We start from the raw sequence: 16,282 nt of genomic DNA on the forward strand, positions 1-16,282 counted from the left end.
GGTACGCAGGACCCATGGACACCGCGACGACCGGACCCGTCACCGTCTTCTGCGACGACCAGGCCGTGCTCGCCGAGAGCATCGTCTGGAGCCCGGAGGAGCGGGTGCTCCGCTGGACGGACATCACCCTCGGCACGCTCACGACGGCGGCCGCCGACGGCACGGTCCGGAGCGTGGTCCCGCTGCCGCCGCCGCTCGCGAGCTTCCAGCCCCGGTCGAGGGGCGGGTTCGTGGCCGCGCTGGGCGACACCGTGGTGCTGACCGACGCGGACGGCGCCGTCGACCGCGAGCTCGCGCGCGTGCAGCACGCGACGTCGGCCATGCGGTTCAACGAGGGCAAGTGCGACCCGTTCGGCCGCTTCGTCGTCGGCAGCATGGACCTCGGCGGTGACGACCCGGCCGGTGCCCTGTACGCGATCGAGCCCGACGGCGGCGTCCGGACGCTGCGCGGCGGGTTCGGCGTGGCGAACGGCTTCGAGTGGACGGCGGACGGCTCCGCGATGTTCGTGACGGACACGAGCACGTCGACGATCTACCGCGCGTCCTACGGACCGGGCGGGGAACTCGGCGAGCTGGTGCCGTTCATCAGCGGTGCGGCACACGACGGTCTCGTGCGCGACGACGAGGACTGCCTCTGGACGGCGGTCTACGGCGCGGGCCGGGTCGAGCGGTGGGGGCCGGACGGGACGCACCTCGAGACGGTCGAGATCCCTGCACCGAACGTGACCTCGGTGGCGTTCGGCGGCGACGACCTGTCGACGCTGTACGTCGGGACGGCGCGGGAGAACCTCGCGGAGGACGACCTCGAGCGGCACCCGCACTCGGGCGCCGTGTTCGGGGTGCCGACCCGCGTGCACGGCTTCCCCGCGTACACGTTCAGCGGCTGACGGGGTGGGGTCCGCCGAGCGGGCTATCGCCGCGGGTATCCTGGGCGACCGTTCGACCCGAGGAGACGCCGTGGACGACGACCGCAGTGCACACCGCCCCGACCCGACGAGCCGGCCCGCGCCGACGAACCGTCCCGCGTCGACCGGCCGCCCCGACCCGGCCAGCCGTCTCGCGCAGGCCGACGACGCCGACGTCACCGTCGAGGTCGACCGCGTCGCCCTCGACGGTACCTACGTCCGCGTCAGCTCCATCGGCCAGCCGGGCGACCGCGCGTTCGTGCTCGTCGCCGGGCTCGGCATCGCGGCGACGTACTACGAGCGACTCGCGCCGCACCTCAACGAGAACGGTCCGGTGCACGCCCTCGACCTGCCCGGCTTCGCGGGCGTGCCGCACTTCCGCGGACAGGTCTCGATCGAACGCTACGCGGACGCGGTCGAACGGGTCATCGACGAGCTCGGCCTCGAGGACCCGGTGCTCGTCGGCCACTCGATGGGCACCCAGGTAGTGACGGAGGTGGCGGCCCGACGGCCCGACATCTCGGACCTCGTGCTCATCAGCCCCGTGGTGGACTCCCGCGCCCGGACCGTCCGGCAGTCGGCGTTCCGGTTCCTGCGGTCGACGGTGCACGAACCCGCCGCGGTGCGGTGGCACGGGGTCACCGCGTACGTGCTCTGCGGATGGCACTGGTTCTCGAAGGTGCTGCCGCGGATGATCGCGTTCCCGATCGAGGAGCGCGCCGCCGAGGTGCAGGCGCGCACGCTCATCGTCCGCGGTGAGCACGACGCCCTCGTGCCGCGCGACTGGGTGCGGCGCCTCGCTCGCGTGTTCCCGTACGCGGTGCTCCGCGAGGTCGTCGACGGCGCGCACTCGGTCATGCACGCACAGGCGGACGCGGTCGCGCAGCTCGCGGTCGACCACGTGGGCCGCCGGATGCAGGACCGCGGGGTCTCGTCGCTGCAGCGGGTGCGCGACGACTCGACGTCCTCGGACCTCGCTCGCCTGAGCCCCGGAGACGCCTGGCTGCTCGTCAAGTCGCGCTTCATCGAGCTGTTCGGCATGGCGCGGAACGACGACGAGGCGCTCGAGGCCGCGAAGTCCGCGCACGCGGTCGCGATGGCGGACGGGGACGGCGTCCCGGTGGACCCGGCGGACCGTCGCGAGGTGGTCGACCAGGTCGCCCCCGAGGCGCGCGACGCGCGCTGACGTAGGGCCTGCCCCACAGACGGACCGGCACGATCCACGGACGGACGGGAGGCGCGGTACCAGCTGGTACCGCGCCTCCCGTCCGTCCGTGGTGCAGCCCGTCAGGGCTGGATGCGTCCGATGAGCAAGTCCGGCGTGAGCGAGTGGGCGTCGGCGAGCACCTTCCGGGCCTCGTCGGTCTTGTCCCAGACGTTCCAGAGGAGGACACCCTTCACGACCTGGTCGTCGTCGAGGTAGTAGACGACGCCGGTCACGGTCGGCTCGCGCCAGTCCTCGACGGTGTGGAGTGACGAGGTGACCTGCCCCACGGCCTCGTAGCCCATGTCGAACACGTCCGAGTAGAACATCGGCGTGTGGTCGTAGGTCTCGTCGGCGTCCGCGAGGTTCCGCCCGGCCTGCCGGCCCTGCTGCTGCGCGTTGTCGACGTGCTCCACGCGGCGGGTGCCGAGGATCCGGTCCGGGTACTCGGCCACGTCACCCGCGGCGAAGATCGACTCGTCGTCGGTCCGGAGCGTCGAGGACACCACGATGCCGTCGCGGACCGTGAGGCCCGCGTCGGAGGCGAGTTGCGTGACGGGCTCGATGCCGAGCCCGACGACGACCGCCTCCGCCTCGACGGTCGACCCGTCGTCGAGCGTGAGCACGACGCCGTCGGCGGTCTGCGTGCCCGACTCGACGCGTCGACCCAGGCGCAGGTCCACCCCGGCGTCGACGAAGCGCTGCTGGAACGCCTGCGCGAGGTCGGCCGGGAACATCCGGCCGCCCACGACCTCGTCCGGGTCCACGAACGTGACCTTCGCCCCGTTCTGCGAGATGCCCGCCGTGATCTCGGTGCCGATGTAGCCGCCGCCGACGACGACCACGTGCGCGCCGGCGTCCGCGAACTCCCGGAGCTTCCGGTAGTCGGCGGCGCTCCGGTAGTCGAGCACACGGTCGGAGGGCTCGAGGCCGTCGAGCCCGCGGGGCTTGCCGCCGGTCGCGATGAGCAGGCGCTCGTACCCGTGGGTGTCGCCCTGGTCGGTCGCGACGGTCTTCGCGTCGCGGTCGATCGCCGTGACGCGGGTGCCGAGCACGAAGGTCGCGCCGGTCTCCTCGGTGTGGAGGTCGACCTTCTCGTCCCAGCTGAAGTCGGGGTCGGTCCACAGCTTCTTCGAGAGTGCCGGCCGGGCGTACGGCCGGTCGACGTCCTCGCTGATGATCCCGATGGACCCGTCGGCGTCGAGTTCACGGATGCCGCGCGCAGCGGAGTCCGCGACCATCCCGCCGCCGACGATGAGGTACCGGAAGTCGGTCATGTGGTGCTCCTAGATCGTGGCGACCGAGCCGGAGTCGACCCGGTAGTTCGCGCCGTTGACGAAGCTCGCGAGGTCGGAGCAGAGGAACGCGACGACGTTCGCGACCTCCTCCGGTTCCCCGCGGCGTCCGAGTTCCATGTACGGGCGTTCCTCGTCGAGGAACGACGAGACGGCCTCGTCGAAGGACGTCCCGAGCTGCTTCGACCGCTTGTCCATCATCGCGTCGGTCATCGGCGTGTGGATGAACGCCGGGCTGACGCAGTTCACGAGGAGGCCCTCGGACGCGTAGCTGCGCGAGAGGCCCTTCGCGAACGAGAGGACCCCGGCCTTCGCGGCGCAGTACGGCAGCTCGTCGTCGTACGGCTGCGAGGCGTCCTCGGACACCAGGTAGACGATGCGACCCCAGCCGCCGTTCCGGAGGTCGGAGATGAACTCGCGCGTGATCCGCACCGGCCCCATGAGGTCGACGTCGATCGTCTCGAGCCAGCCCTGCTCGTCGATCTCGTGGAACAGCCCCTGCGCGCCGGTGACGCCCGAGGACTGCACGAGGATGTCGATCTCACCGACGGCCGCACGCACCCGGTCGTGCAGCGCGGCGAGGCTGTCCGCCTTCGTCACGTCGGCGGCGAAGGCGAACAGCGTGCCGTGCGGCGCCTCGAGCTGGTCGGCGCTGGTGTCCAGGCGGCTCTGGTCGAGGTCGGTGATGACGACCCTCGCGCCCTCGGCGAGCAGGATCCGCGCCGTGTTCCAGCCGATCCCCGAGTCCCCGCCGAAGACGAGCGCGGTCTTGCCCTGGATCCCGAGGTCCATGTGCTGCTTACTCGTGGTCGGAAGCGCTCGCGACCGCCGGGGTCGTGGCCGAGGCCAGCGGCGTGCTGGGGGAGCGGTTCTCCGCGGAGACCATCCAGGCCAGCTGCTCGAGGCGCTCGATGAAGCCGTGCAGCAGGTCGGCGGTGGTCGGGTCCTCCTCGTCGACCTCGTCGTGCACGTCGCGCATCGTGCCGGTTGCCTGGTAGAGGCGCAGCGTGATCTCGTCGATGGCGTCGTGCGTCGTGATCTCGCCGTCCGGGAAGGCGTCGAGGTGGCTCGACGCGGCGACGGTGGCCGAACGGCCGTCCGGCACGGCGTACAGGGCGCGCATGCGCTCCGCGGTGTCGTCCGCGAACTCGCGCGCTGCGTCGACGATCTCGTCGAGCTGCAGGTGGAGGTCACGGAAATTCGTGCCCAGGATGTTCCAGTGGGCCTGCTTGCCCTGGAGGTGCAGGTCGATGAGGTCCACGAGGACCGCCTGGAGGTTCTTGGCGAGCTTGTCCGATGCGTGCATGATCGGCTCCTTCCACGTCGGTGACCACTCCGGTCTACGCGGGGTCGCCTCCGTGCTCCCTGGCCGTCCGTCCCCCGGCGCGCTCTCGGCGCCGACCGGGCGGGCAGGTCGAGCCGGGCGAGTGGGGCCGGCTCAGTGCGCGGGCACGGGGTCGACGTGGTCGACCGCGCTGCGCATGTCCTCGAGGAACCGGGCGACGACCCGGGCATCGTCCGCAGGCAGACCCTCGGCGATCGCCATCATGCGGCGGTGCATCACGCCGAGCGTGGCACGGACCTCGTCGTCGGTCTCGGTGGTCGGCACGATGACGAGAGCGCGGCGGTCGGTGGGGTGCGGCTCCCGACGGACGTGGTTCGACTTGACCAACCGGTCGATGAGGATCGTCGTCGAGGCGGAGGAGATCTTGAGGTACGCCGCGAGGTCCTTCGGGCTGACCTGCCGCCCGGCACGCTGGGCCTGCAGCAGGAAGCGGACCGCGAGGAGGTCGGTCTCGCCCATGCCCATCGAGTCGCGTGTCCGGCGACGCATTGCGGTCTCGGCGGAACGGTAGCGACGCAGGGCGTTGAGGACGGCGACGCCCCGCTGCGTCGCGTCGTCGTCCGGGAACCAGTACCCGGACGCCTCGGTGATCTCCTGCGTGGACATGCGGGACAGAGTAACCCGTCTCCTTACTAGGTCGTCTAGCGAGTCTGCGGTTGGGGGACAGGCTGATGCGTACGCATGCTGTGCAGGCGACGGACTGGAGGCGCGGTGCGGGCTGGCACCGCGCCTCCGGGCTGCAGATGGTCGCGTCGGCCGACCGTCGTTGCGCCGCGGCGACCAGGTCGCCGTTACGCGGCGACCGGCTCCGACGCGGCGTCGTCGAGCGCGCGCAGCGCGCCCTGGACGAGCGAGACGACCTCGTCGTCCTCGCGCGGGTGGGTCTCGGCGAAGCGGACGACCGACTGCGGGATGGCGACCTTGACGTCCTCGAGCACCTTCGCGCCGGCGATCCCGGCGACCTTGCGGGCGTCGTCGTGCGCCCAGACGCCGCCGTACTGGCCGAACGCCGAACCGATGACGGCGAGCGGCTTGCCGGAGATCGGTGAGGCACCGAACGGACGCGACGCCCAGTCGAGCGCGTTCTTCAGCACGGCCGGGATCGTGCCGTTGTACTCGGGCGTGACGAGGAGCACGCCGTCCGCGGCGGCGAGGGCCTCGCGGAACGCGACGGCGGACGCGGGCGGGGTGTCGCCGTCGATGTCCTCGTTGTAGAAGGGCAGGTCGGTGATCGCGTCGTACGTGGTGAGTTCGACGCCCTCCGGAGCGTGCTGCTCCGCGGCCTCGGCGAGCTTGCGGTTGATGGAGCCGGCGCGGAGGCTGCCGACCAGGACCAGGACGTTCGTCATCAGCGTTCCCTTGTTCGTTGACGGAAAGGTGTCACGTACAACCAATCAGGTCGCCGGGGCCGCTATTCCCGTGCGCAGCGACCATCGGTATCGTCGGCCGCGTGAGCACCCCGAGGACGCCCGCCAGCACGCCCCGCACCCCCGATGCCGACTGGTGGCGCGACGCGGTCGTGTACCAGGTGTACCCGCGGAGCTTCGCGGACGCGGACGGCGACGGCCTCGGCGACGTCGCGGGGATCACCTCGCGCGTGCCCTACCTGGCGTCCCTCGGCGTGGACGCGGTGTGGCTCTCGCCGTTCTTCCCGTCACCGCTCGCCGACGGCGGGTACGACGTGGCCGACTACCGGGCGGTCGACCCGCGGCTCGGGACGCTCGAGGACTTCGACGCGTTCCTGCGTGCAGCGCACGAGCACGACCTCCGCGTCATCGTCGACATCGTGCCGAACCACACCTCCGACCAGCACGCGTGGTTCCGCGCCGCGCTCGCCGCGGCACCCGGTTCCCCCGAGCGTGCCCGGTACGTCTTCCGCGACGGCGCCGGGGAGTCCGGTGAGCTGCCGCCGAGCGACTGGGTGTCGAACTTCGGCGGCAGCGCGTGGACCCGGGTGCCGGACGGGCAGTGGTACCTGCACCTCTTCGCGCCGGAGCAGCCGGACCTCGACTGGTCGAACCCCGAGGTGCGCCGGGACTTCGAGGAGACGCTGCGGTTCTGGGCCGACCGCGGGGTCGACGGCTTCCGTGTCGACGTCGCGCACGGTCTCGCGAAGGACCTCTCGACGCCGTACCGATCGTCGAACGAGCACGCCCTGCCGCTCGACGGCTCCGACCCGCTCTACGACCGCGACGAGGTGCACGAGATCTTCGAGGGGTGGCGCCGCGTGCTCGACGAGTACGACCCGCCCCGCGCTGCCGTCGCCGAGGCGTGGGCACCGGCGCCGCGTCGCGTGCTCTACGCCCGGCCCACGGAGCTCGGGCAGGCGTTCAACTTCGACCTGCTCGAGGCCCCGTTCGACGCCGACGTCTTCCGTGCGATCGTGTCGCGGAACATCGCGGCCGCCGAGGAGTCGGGTGCGTCCTCGACGTGGGTCCTCTCGAACCACGACGTCGTCCGGCACGCCACCCGGTACGGCCTGCCCGACGGGACCGACACCGACGCGTGGCTCATGACCGACGGCACGACGCCGGCGCTCGACCGCGAGCGCGGACTCCGGCGGGCCCGGGCCGCGACGATGCTGCTGCTCGCGCTGCCCGGCTCGACCTACGTCTACCAGGGCGAGGAGCTCGGCCTGCACGAGGCGCCGGCGATCCCGCACGACGAACTGCAGGACCCGAAGTGGACCCGGACCGGGCACACCGTGAAGGGTCGCGACGGCTGCCGGGTCCCGATCCCGTGGACCACGTCGGGGCCGTCGTTCGGGTTCGGTGCCGTGGCGCCGCACCTGCCGCAGCCGGAGGACTTCGGGGCGAGTTCGGTGGAGGCCGAGGACGGTGACCCCGGGTCGACGCTGAGCCTGTACCGCGCAGCGCTCGCGGAGCGCGCCCGGTTGCAGCGCGGCGAGGAGCTGACCTGGGTGGACGAGGCGGCGTCGGAGGTCGTCACGTTCGACCGCCACGACGGCTGGCGGTGCGTCATGAACTTCGGGACGGAGCCGGTGCCGTTGCCCGCGGGGCGGGTCCTGCTGGCGTCCGGGCCGCTGGCTGACCGGGACCTCCCCGGCGAGACGACGGTCTGGGTGGCACCGCCCCGCTGAGCGTCGGTCGTGGGCAGCCGGGCCGTTCCTGCACAGCTGCCGGTGCGATCCCGCCCGTCCACCGATGAGGTTCGCAGCCCACGTCGACTGTGTCCTGCTCACGACGATCGGGTCATGACAGAACCCAGCACCACCAGATCTCGGACCCTCCGACGGCTGGCCGGCGTGGCGAGCGTGGGCACCGCCCTCGCCGTGCTCGCCGCCCCCGCACTCGTGTCGACCTCCTCGACCGCTGCGGAGCTCACGTTCCCGTACGACCATCGGTTCACGTCGCCCGCCGGCGGTGCGCTGCACGGCGACGCGACGGTCACCGGCGGCCGCCTGCGCCTCACCGAGGACGTCCGCAAGCAGGCCGGCGCCTGGTCGACCAACGACACGTTCCCGTCCGACACGGGGCTCGAGATCGAGTTCACGTACACGATGCACACCGCGAAGGACGATCCCGGCGCGGACGGCCTGCTGCTCTTCCTCGCGGACGGAGCCGCTCCCCAGGGCGTCGGCTCGTTCGGCGCCGGACTCGGCTACACCTGCCGCAAGGAGTCGACCGAGGGTGGCAGCCGGCAGTGCGACCTCCCCGGCGTCCCCGGCGGGTTCGCGGCCGTCGCGCTCGACCACTACGGCAACTTCTCGGCCCGCATCAACGGTTCGGGACCCGGAGCGAGCCCGCAGCACGTGGTCATCCGCGGCTCCGGCGACGGGGTCGAGGGGTACCGGTACATCGCCGGAGCGCCCGCGCCGACCGGCGTCCTCGCCCCCGGTGACGACCCGAGGCGCGTCCGGATCACGCTGCTGCCGGGTGACGCGGGCGAGCTGACGATGAGCGTGCGCCTGCAGGAGGGCGACGAGATGCGGCCCGTCCTCTCCGACGTCCCGCTGCACGGAGACGGACAGGCGCCGTTGCCCCCGACCCTGCGACTCGGCTTCTCCGCCGCGACCGGCAGCCACGTCAACGTCCACGAGATCGAGGAGTTCTCGGTCCGGAAGCCCGCCGACCTCGCCGTCGAGCAGGACCTGCCGCCGACCCTCGCGGCCGGCGAGACCGTCGAGTACACGGCCACCGCACGGAACGTGGGGGTGAACGACAGCGCGCCGAGCCCGTTCACGGTCGACGTCCCCGACGCCCTCCGCGACGTCACGTGGCGGTGCGCCGCGGCGGACGACTCCGCGTGCGGGGACCCGTCGGGCTCCGGCGACGTGCGGACCGATCTCGACCTGCCACGGGGCGGCTCGGCGACGGTCACGATCGCGGGCACGGTCGACGGCACCGCGGTCGGCGAGGCCGAGAGCACCGCCACCATCGCGGCCGCGCCGTCGGTGTCGGACGTGGACGAGTCCGACAACCGTTCCCGGGCGACGACGGTCGTCGAGGCGGCTGCCGTGGCGCACGTCGAGACCGACAAGCGCGTCGAGCCCTCGACGGACGTCGCTCCCGGGGACGAGGTCGAGTACACGGTGACCGCGCGCAACCGCGGGCCCGCGGACGCCGCAGACGTCGGAGCGGTCGACGAGCTGCCAGCAGCGATGCGCTTCGTGGGCTCGCCGGACGACTGCACGGCGGAGGGGCAGCGGGTGACCTGCCGCTCCGGGGAGTCGCTCGCGGCCGGCGAGTCCGTGGACTTCCGTGTCCGCGCGGTGCTGGATCCGGACTACACGGGCGACGGATCGGACGTGGTGAACGTGGCGACGGCGACCTCGCCGACCGATCCGGACGGCGGTGACGAGTCGGAGGAGGTCACCATCGGCGTCGTCGACCCGGCCGACCCCGGACCGACCACGACGCCGCGACCGTCCAATTCGTCCGGTCCGACGAGCTCCCCTGGCGTCGACCGGGGACAGCCCGACGACCGACGCCCCGACGGCGCGACCGGTGGCGGGTCCGACGGACGGCCGGCTGCCGGGGCGGGGGTGCTGGCCTACACCGGAGCCGCCGACCTCGGGGTCGCCGGGGCGCTCGCCGCGGTCGTGCTGTCCGCGGGCGCCGCCTGCTGGGGCATCGCGCGACGTCGCCGTCGAGCGGTGGACGTCGTCGCGGAGAGCGCACCGGCCGAGGCCGACCAGCGCTGACCCACGACACGGCCGGGGTGCGAGCATCCTCAGCGCGGACGCTCCGCCCCGGTCGGGTGCCCACCGAGGCGGCGGTAGGATCGACCGTACGATCCGCACGCCCGAAAGAGGTCCTGTGTCCGACTCCGTGGACGACGCCACCACCGTGGACGACGCCACCCGTCGCGCTCGGTACTGGCCGATCCCCGTCCTCCGAGCCGTGCCCGCGGCGATCGTCGCGCTCGTGATCACCTTCTCCTCGAACCACGCCGCCGGCTACGGGCTGGTGCTCTTCGGGGCGTACGCGGTGGTCGAGGCGGTCGTGCTCGCCGTCGGGTCCCGACGGCTCGACGACGACCGCCGTTCCCGGCGGTCGTCCCTCGCCCAGGCCGTCGTCGCGGGCGTCGCCGGACTCGCGGCCCTGGCACTGAGCGGCGGCGGACTCCCCGCGTTCATCACGATCGTCGTGGCGTTCGCGGTCCTCACCGGTGCGCTCGAACTGACGCAGGGGCTCCGCGCGCGCGGTCGCTCCCCGTTCGCGCGCGACTGGTCGACCGTGGGCGGCCTGACCCTGCTGCTCGCGATCGCCTTCCTCGTCACCCCGCCCGACTACTCCAAGCAGCTCGGCGGCATCGACGACGCGCAGGGCACCCTCGACGCACCGATCATCCTCGTCGGGCTGTTGGGTGCCTACCTCGCCGTCACGGCGGTCTTCCACGTGATCGCCGGACTCTCGCACAAGTGGGGCACGGCTGCTCCTGCCGCCGCCCCGAACGGAGCACCACACGCATGAGCACCCCCAGCCGTCGCGACCGCCTGCGCCCGGCCGAGCTCCTCGGGATCTCGGCGATCGTCGCCGTCTTCGTCGGCCTGGTCGTCCTGATCTCGACCCGCGAACCGCACCTCGCGGTGATCTTCCTCGGGGTCGCGTTCATCGTGGTGGTCGTCGTGCTGGCCATGCTCCAGCTCGCGTCCACGAGCGACCAGGACGACAACGACATGCTCGGTGGTCACAAGACCCCGGGCGAGGGGGACGGCAACGACTTCCACTGAGCGGGCTCCCCGCGCGACCAGCAGGCTCCGTCCGTTCCAGGGCGCTCCCGACCTCCCCGGGCGGTACCGGCACCCGCGCCTGATCCTCGCGATCTGCTGCACGAGCCTGTTCATCGTGTCGCTCGACGCGACCGTCGTGAACGTCGCGCTGCCCTCCATCGGCCGTGAACTCGGCAGCACGATCTCCGGCCTGCAGTGGACCATCGACGCCTACACCCTCGTGCTCGCGAGCCTGCTCCTGCTGTCGGGTTCCACCGCCGACCGGATCGGACGCCGGACGACGTTCCAGGTCGGGCTCGCGCTCTTCACGGTCGGCTCGCTCCTCTGCTCGCTCGCGCCGGGCGTCGGTTGGCTCGTGGTCTTCCGCATGGTGCAGGCCGTCGGGGGATCGATGATGAACCCCGTCGCGATGTCGATCATCACCGCGACGTTCGACGACGCGCGCGAGCGGGCCCGGGCGGTCGGTGTCTGGGGAGCGGTGGTCGGGGTGTCGATGGGGCTCGGACCGCTCGTCGGCGGTGCGCTGACCGACTCGGTCGGCTGGCGGGCGATCTTCTGGATCAACGTGCCGGTCGGGATCGCCGCGATCGTCCTGACCCTGCTGTTCGTCCCGGAGTCCCGCTCCCCGAAGCCGCGGAGGCTCGACCCGGTCGGCCAGGTGCTCGTCATCGTGCTGCTCGCCTCGCTGGTGGGCGGGCTCATCGAGGGGCCGAGGCTCGGCTGGACCTCGCCGGCGGCGCTCGGGCTCTTCGTCGTCGCGGCTGCCGCACTGGTCGTCCTCGTGACGGTCGAACGACGCCGACCGGAACCGCTCGTGGACGTGCGGTTCTTCCGGAGCATCCCGTTCTCGTCGGCGGTCGTGACGGCGATCGTGGCATTCGGGGCGAACGGCGCGTTCCTGTTCCTCAGCGCGCTGTACCTGCAGGAGGTCCGGAGCATGAGCCCCTTCGAGGCGGGACTCTGGACCCTCCCCGCCGCCGTGGCCACGATGCTGGTGTCGCCGGTGTCCGGCCGGGTCGTCGGCTCCGTCGGCGTCCGGGTACCGCTCCTGCTCGCCGGGCTCGGGATCGCCGGGGCCGGTGCCGTGCTCACGACCATCGGACCCGCGACACCGATGCCCGTGCTGCTCGTCGCCTTCGTGCTGTTCGGCTTCGGTTTCGGCATGGTGAACGCGCCGATCACGAACACGGCCGTCTCGGGCATGCCGCGTGCACAGTCCGGGTCGGCTGCCGCCGTGGCGTCGACGAGTCGGCAGACCGGGGTCTCGCTCGGGGTCGCCCTCGCCGGCACGGTCACGGGAGCGAGCGCGGTGGCGAGCGTCGGGCCGTCCTTCGCGGTGGCCACGCACGCCATGTGGTGGATCGTGGTCGGCATCGGCTGCGCGATCGTCGCGGTCGCGTTCCTGTCCACCTCCGCCGCCGCCGACCGCTCGGTGGCCGGGATCGCACCCCTCCTCGACGACTGAGCCGCACCCGGAGCCCACCGCTGCTCGACGACTGAGCCGCACCCGGAGCCCACCGCTGCTCGACGACTGAGCCGCACCCGGAGCCCACCGCTGCTCGACGACCGAGCCGCACGCGCTCCTCGCCATCGCGCGACACGCCCGGGATCACGGATCGGCCACGGTCCTGTCATGATCGCGGGTCCTGCCGACACTCCTGGTCGAAGGGGGTGGGATGTGGACGTGAGGACGGGTACCGAGACGGACGAGCAACTCGTCCGGGCCATCGGGCACGGCGACCAGCAGGCGCTCGCACGCGCCTTCGACCGGTACGCGGCCACGCTCACCCGGTACGCCTGGGCCGTCGTGGCGAGCCGCCCCGACGTCGAGGAGGCCGTGCAGGACACCTTCCTGACACTCTGGCAGCGCGCCGAGACGCTCGAGCTCCCGGCCGACACCGTGCTGCCGTGGTTGCTCGTCGTCTGTCGGAACCACGCGCTGAACGTCGGTCGGAAGCAGGCGCGACGCCGTGCGGTCGAACTGCCCGAGGAACTCCCGGCCCCCGACGACCGTGCGGAGGCAGCCGAGCGTCTGCGCTGGGTCCGTGACGAGATCGCGGCCCTGCCCGAGACCGACCGACGGATCTGCGAACTGTGCCTCCTGGAGGGACACAGCTACGCCGAGGCGGCACGGCTGCTCGGCCTCAGCGTCGGCGCGGTCACCCAGCGGGTCTCACGGTCCCGCGCACGACTGAGGAAGGCGGTGATGCACGATGAACACTGAACCCCCCGAGGGAGACGACCTCCAGCGGATGCTCGTGGCGATGAAGCAGAACGTCCTCGAGCGCGCCACCCCGCGTTCCCGGCGTCGCCGCATCCGTCCGGGCATCGCGATCGGGGTCGTCGGGCTGCTGGCACTCGGGACCGCGTCCGGCGCGGTCGCGGTGTCGCTGTCCCAGCAGGACCACCCGGTCGCCGCTCCCGCGACGACGCAGGAGCCCGCGCCGGCGCCGTCCGCCACCACCCCCACGTCCGCGCCGATCACGATGACCCCGGCGCCCCGCCCGGTGCAGACCCCGACGGCCACCCCGACGGCCAGCGGAGCAGGGGTCCGGATCCCGGGCGACTGTTACCTCCTGGTCCCCGACGCCGACTACGCCCGCTTCTTCGGGGCCGCGCGGCACACGTCGACGATCTGGACGGCCGACGGCGGCCAACGGGAACCGGACGGCAACGACCGCATCCAGGGGCTCCGCGATCCCGGCGAGGCGTTGTCGTGCGCCTGGCAGAACGAGGGCGTCGTCGCCAACATCTCCGTCGTGGTCCGCCCGGTTGCAGTGGACGCCGATGCCGGGATCGCGGACTTGGTGGCCGGGTCGAACCCGACGTGCGAAGACCGGTTGGGCGGGCGGGTCTGCAGCTGGACTCCGGGCACCGACAGCGGTGACGACGTCCGGGGGACGTACTTCACGCGCGGCAACCTGACGATCGACATCATGCAGACCGACTTCCCGACGAACGGGCTCCTGCCCGCGATCGTCGGGGAGATCTGGGGGGACTGACGGCCTGGAGGCGCGGGGCGGCCCCGCACCGTGCCTCCAGTCCGTCGGTCGGGGACTACCCGACGCGGGCCGCGACGATGTCGCGGGCCAGCGTCTGCGTCGCGCGGTTCGGCTCGGGCTCCGCCCGCATGGCGAGCCCGATCCGCAGCGGCGGCACCTCGTCCTCGAGCTCGAGCACCGCGCCCTCGTGCCGCACCCCCGAGTCCGGTACCACGCCCACCCCGAGGCCGGCTGCGGCGAACCGGACGACCGCCGGCATGTCGTTCATCTCCGCGACGATCCGGCGCCGGATGCCCCGCCGCTCGAACGCCTGGTCGAGGATCACGCGGTTCCCGAAGCCGTGCGCCGTGTCCACGAACGGTTCGTCCGCGAGCTCCGCCAGTGACACGGACGCGCGCCCCGCGAGGCGGTGGTCGGGCGCCGTGAACACCCGGAACGGCAGCTCCCGCAGCGGCTCGACGACGATGCCGCCGGGCGGGTTCGGCAAGCCGGAGTAGGCGAGGTCGACACGCCCCGCCACGAGGTCCTGCACGAGCCCGGTCGTCCCCGAGGGCGACGTCATCAACTCGACGGCCACGAGCGGGTGCCGCTGTCGGAACCGTCGCACCACCCCGGTGAGGTCCACGATGTCCATGCTCGTGAAGATCCCGAGCCGCACGCGCCCGCGGAGGTCCTTGTCGTCCACCGTCGCGAGGTCGCGCATCCGGTCGAGGGACTCCAGGACGGCATGGGCGTGGGGCAGCAGGTCCTCGCCTGCGGTCGTGAGGACGAGTGCCCGGCCGGTGCGCTCGAACAGCCGGACGCCGAGCGTCCGTTCGAGTGACGCCAGCCCGGCGGACACCGTCGACTGCGCTGCCCAGAGGCGTTCGGCCGCACGGGTGACACCGCCCTCGTCGGCGACGGCGACGAACTGTTCGAGCAGGCGGGTCTCCACGACGTCATCATCGACCAGATCGATGGTGATCATCAAGAGCATCCGTTGGACTCGATGCGCGCTGCGGCAGAGGATCGGACCATGTCAGTCATCGAGCACACCTCCGGACCGAGTCGGTCGACCGAGGTCGCACCCGCTCCACGTGGTCGTCGGGCCCACACACGCCGGCGGCACGGCGCCGGCTTCTGGGCCGTCGCGTTCGCGTTCCTCTCGGTGATGGCGTTCGCGACCGTCCCGGCGCCCCTGTACGTCATCTACCAGGCGCGCGACGGCTTCCCGACGATCACGACGACCGTGGTCTTCGCGGCGTACGGCGTCGGCGTCGTCGGCGCCCTCTGGCTCGCCGGACACCTCAGCGACGTGCACGGACGGAAGCCGCTCATCCTCGTGTCGATCGCACTCGAACTCCTCGCCGCCGTGCTCTTCCTGGTCTGGAACGACGTCGGTGGGTTGGTCGTCGCACGGCTCGTGACCGGCCTGGGCGTCGGGACCCTGACCGCGACGGCGACCGCGCACCTCGGCGAACTGCGGGTCCGGGCGACCGGCTCCGAGGCATCGTCGAAGGGCGCGAGCGTGGCTGCGGGTGCGGTCAACCTCGGCGGGCTGTCCCTCGGCGCCCTCGTCGGTGGTGCGCTGGCCGAGTTCGTCGGGCAGCCCCTCATGGTCCCCTACGTCGTGTTCGTCGTCGCGCTGACGATCGCGTTCGTCGTGGTGCTCGCCGCGCCCGAGACCGTCGACCGCCCAGCGGGGCCGGTGTCGTACCGCCCGCAGCGCCTGCAGGCGCCCGAGGGGAAGGCGGCGGCCTTCTGGGCCGCCGGCACGGGAGCGTTCGCGGCACTCGCGGTGCAGGGCCTCTTCACCTCGGTGGCGCCGACGTTCCTCGCGACGACGTTCCACGTGACCGACCGGCTCGCGGCGGGAGCGACCACGTTCGGGGTGTTCGCCGCGAGCGCGCTGAGCCAGCTCGTGTTCGCCCGACTCTCGCAACGAGCGCAGATCCGGCTCGGGGTCGTGCTCCTCGTCGGCGGGCTCGCGGTGTTGGCCGTGGCCGCCGTCCTCCTGCAGGTCGCGGGGTTCATCGGCGGTGGGGTCGTCGCCGGAGCCGGCGTGGGGCTGCTCTTCCGCGCCTCGATCGCCAGCGCGGGCGCCCTCGTCGGACCGGAGGCGCGTGGCGGTGTGCTCGCTGCGACGTTCCTCATCGCCTACGCGGGGCTCACCGTCCCGGTGGTCGCGGTCGGCGCGGCACTGCTCGTGCTCCCCACGCTCGTCGTGCTCGTCGGGTACGTGGTGCTCGTGGCCGTGCTCGCCGTGGTCGCCGGACAGCGGCTGGCGGCCCGCTCCTAGCCGGGCGGCCGGTCCGCCGGCCGGCCGGCCGTCGCGATCGTCGAACCACGTTCCCGA

At 72.5% G+C, this 16,282-nt stretch carries 16 protein-coding genes; 10 read left to right on the forward strand and 6 right to left on the reverse strand.

All coding sequences use genetic code 11. The features are described from left to right. The first annotated feature begins 14 nt into the window (after nucleotides 1-14). Both ABC270_RS03320 and ABC270_RS03325 read left to right on the forward strand, forming a co-directional pair. A complete protein-coding gene (locus tag ABC270_RS03320; RefSeq protein ID WP_412879497.1) occupies nucleotides 15-887 on the forward strand; it encodes an SMP-30/gluconolactonase/LRE family protein in 873 nt (290 codons plus the stop codon). Nucleotides 888-957: 70 nt separating this feature from the next. Then, the gene (locus ABC270_RS03325; RefSeq protein WP_412879498.1) at nucleotides 958-2,091 is read left to right on the forward strand and encodes an alpha/beta fold hydrolase; all 1,134 of its coding nucleotides are present in this window, start codon (nucleotides 958-960) and stop codon (nucleotides 2,089-2,091) included. A gap of 101 nt (nucleotides 2,092-2,192) precedes the next feature. On the opposite strand, the gene ABC270_RS03330 is transcribed toward ABC270_RS03325, so the two are convergent. From ABC270_RS03330 to ABC270_RS03350, 5 genes are all read right to left on the reverse strand, one after another. Then, nucleotides 2,193-3,386 carry an NAD(P)/FAD-dependent oxidoreductase gene (locus ABC270_RS03330; RefSeq protein ID WP_412879499.1) on the reverse strand — a complete coding sequence of 398 codons (1,194 nt, stop codon included), beginning with the start codon at nucleotides 3,384-3,386 and terminating at the stop codon, nucleotides 2,193-2,195. Between the two features lie 9 nt (nucleotides 3,387-3,395). After that, entirely contained in the window at nucleotides 3,396-4,196 is an 801-nt protein-coding gene (locus tag ABC270_RS03335; protein WP_412879500.1) for an SDR family NAD(P)-dependent oxidoreductase, read from the reverse strand. 7 nt (nucleotides 4,197-4,203) lie between these two features. Beyond that, nucleotides 4,204-4,710, reverse strand: coding sequence for a Dps family protein (locus ABC270_RS03340; protein ID WP_022902634.1), 507 nt, complete (start codon nucleotides 4,708-4,710; stop codon nucleotides 4,204-4,206). A gap of 132 nt (nucleotides 4,711-4,842) precedes the next feature. Beyond that, a complete protein-coding gene (locus ABC270_RS03345; RefSeq protein ID WP_412879501.1) occupies nucleotides 4,843-5,355 on the reverse strand; it encodes a MarR family winged helix-turn-helix transcriptional regulator in 513 nt (170 codons plus the stop codon). Nucleotides 5,356-5,540: 185 nt separating this feature from the next. Beyond that, a complete protein-coding gene (locus ABC270_RS03350) occupies nucleotides 5,541-6,098 on the reverse strand; it encodes an NADPH-dependent FMN reductase (RefSeq protein ID WP_412879502.1) in 558 nt (185 codons plus the stop codon). A 101-nt stretch (nucleotides 6,099-6,199) separates the two neighbouring features. On the opposite strand from ABC270_RS03350, the gene ABC270_RS03355 reads away from it, so the two are divergent. The 7 genes from ABC270_RS03355 to ABC270_RS03385 all read left to right on the forward strand — a co-directional run bounded on the left by ABC270_RS03355 (nucleotide 6,200) and on the right by ABC270_RS03385 (nucleotide 13,947). Beyond that, nucleotides 6,200-7,849, forward strand: coding sequence for a glycoside hydrolase family 13 protein (locus ABC270_RS03355; protein ID WP_412879503.1), 1,650 nt, complete (start codon nucleotides 6,200-6,202; stop codon nucleotides 7,847-7,849). A 114-nt stretch (nucleotides 7,850-7,963) separates the two neighbouring features. Beyond that, complete coding sequence (locus ABC270_RS03360; RefSeq protein WP_412879504.1) at nucleotides 7,964-9,913, forward strand: lectin-like domain-containing protein; 1,950 nt, start codon at nucleotides 7,964-7,966, stop codon at nucleotides 9,911-9,913. Between the two features lie 115 nt (nucleotides 9,914-10,028). After that, nucleotides 10,029-10,685, forward strand: a complete 657-nt coding sequence (locus ABC270_RS03365; protein ID WP_412879505.1) for a hypothetical protein — start codon at nucleotides 10,029-10,031, stop codon at nucleotides 10,683-10,685. Beyond that, the gene (locus tag ABC270_RS03370) at nucleotides 10,682-10,945 is read left to right on the forward strand and encodes a hypothetical protein (protein ID WP_412879506.1); all 264 of its coding nucleotides are present in this window, start codon (nucleotides 10,682-10,684) and stop codon (nucleotides 10,943-10,945) included. Before ABC270_RS03365 ends, ABC270_RS03370 begins: the two co-directional genes overlap by 4 nt. An 82-nt stretch (nucleotides 10,946-11,027) precedes the next feature. Next, entirely contained in the window at nucleotides 11,028-12,410 is a 1,383-nt protein-coding gene (locus ABC270_RS03375; protein WP_459562657.1) for a DHA2 family efflux MFS transporter permease subunit, read from the forward strand. Between the two features lie 219 nt (nucleotides 12,411-12,629). Next, entirely contained in the window at nucleotides 12,630-13,169 is a 540-nt protein-coding gene (locus ABC270_RS03380; protein ID WP_412879507.1) for an RNA polymerase sigma factor, read from the forward strand. Continuing rightward, nucleotides 13,159-13,947: a hypothetical protein gene (locus ABC270_RS03385; protein ID WP_412879508.1), complete on the forward strand. Its 789-nt coding sequence runs from the start codon at nucleotides 13,159-13,161 to the stop codon at nucleotides 13,945-13,947. Before ABC270_RS03380 ends, ABC270_RS03385 begins: the two co-directional genes overlap by 11 nt. Nucleotides 13,948-14,002: 55 nt before the next feature. Here the strand turns inward: ABC270_RS03385 and ABC270_RS03390 are convergent, their stop codons facing one another. Next, the gene (locus tag ABC270_RS03390) at nucleotides 14,003-14,914 is read right to left on the reverse strand and encodes a LysR family transcriptional regulator (protein WP_412879509.1); all 912 of its coding nucleotides are present in this window, start codon (nucleotides 14,912-14,914) and stop codon (nucleotides 14,003-14,005) included. A gap of 48 nt (nucleotides 14,915-14,962) precedes the next feature. On the opposite strand from ABC270_RS03390, the gene ABC270_RS03395 reads away from it, so the two are divergent. After that, complete coding sequence (locus ABC270_RS03395; protein WP_412879510.1) at nucleotides 14,963-16,225, forward strand: MFS transporter; 1,263 nt, start codon at nucleotides 14,963-14,965, stop codon at nucleotides 16,223-16,225. Nucleotides 16,226-16,282: the final 57 nt, after the last annotated feature.

It is taken from the genome of Curtobacterium phoenicis (genome assembly GCF_047238015.1).
In the GTDB taxonomy this organism is placed as follows: domain Bacteria; phylum Actinomycetota; class Actinomycetes; order Actinomycetales; family Microbacteriaceae; genus Curtobacterium.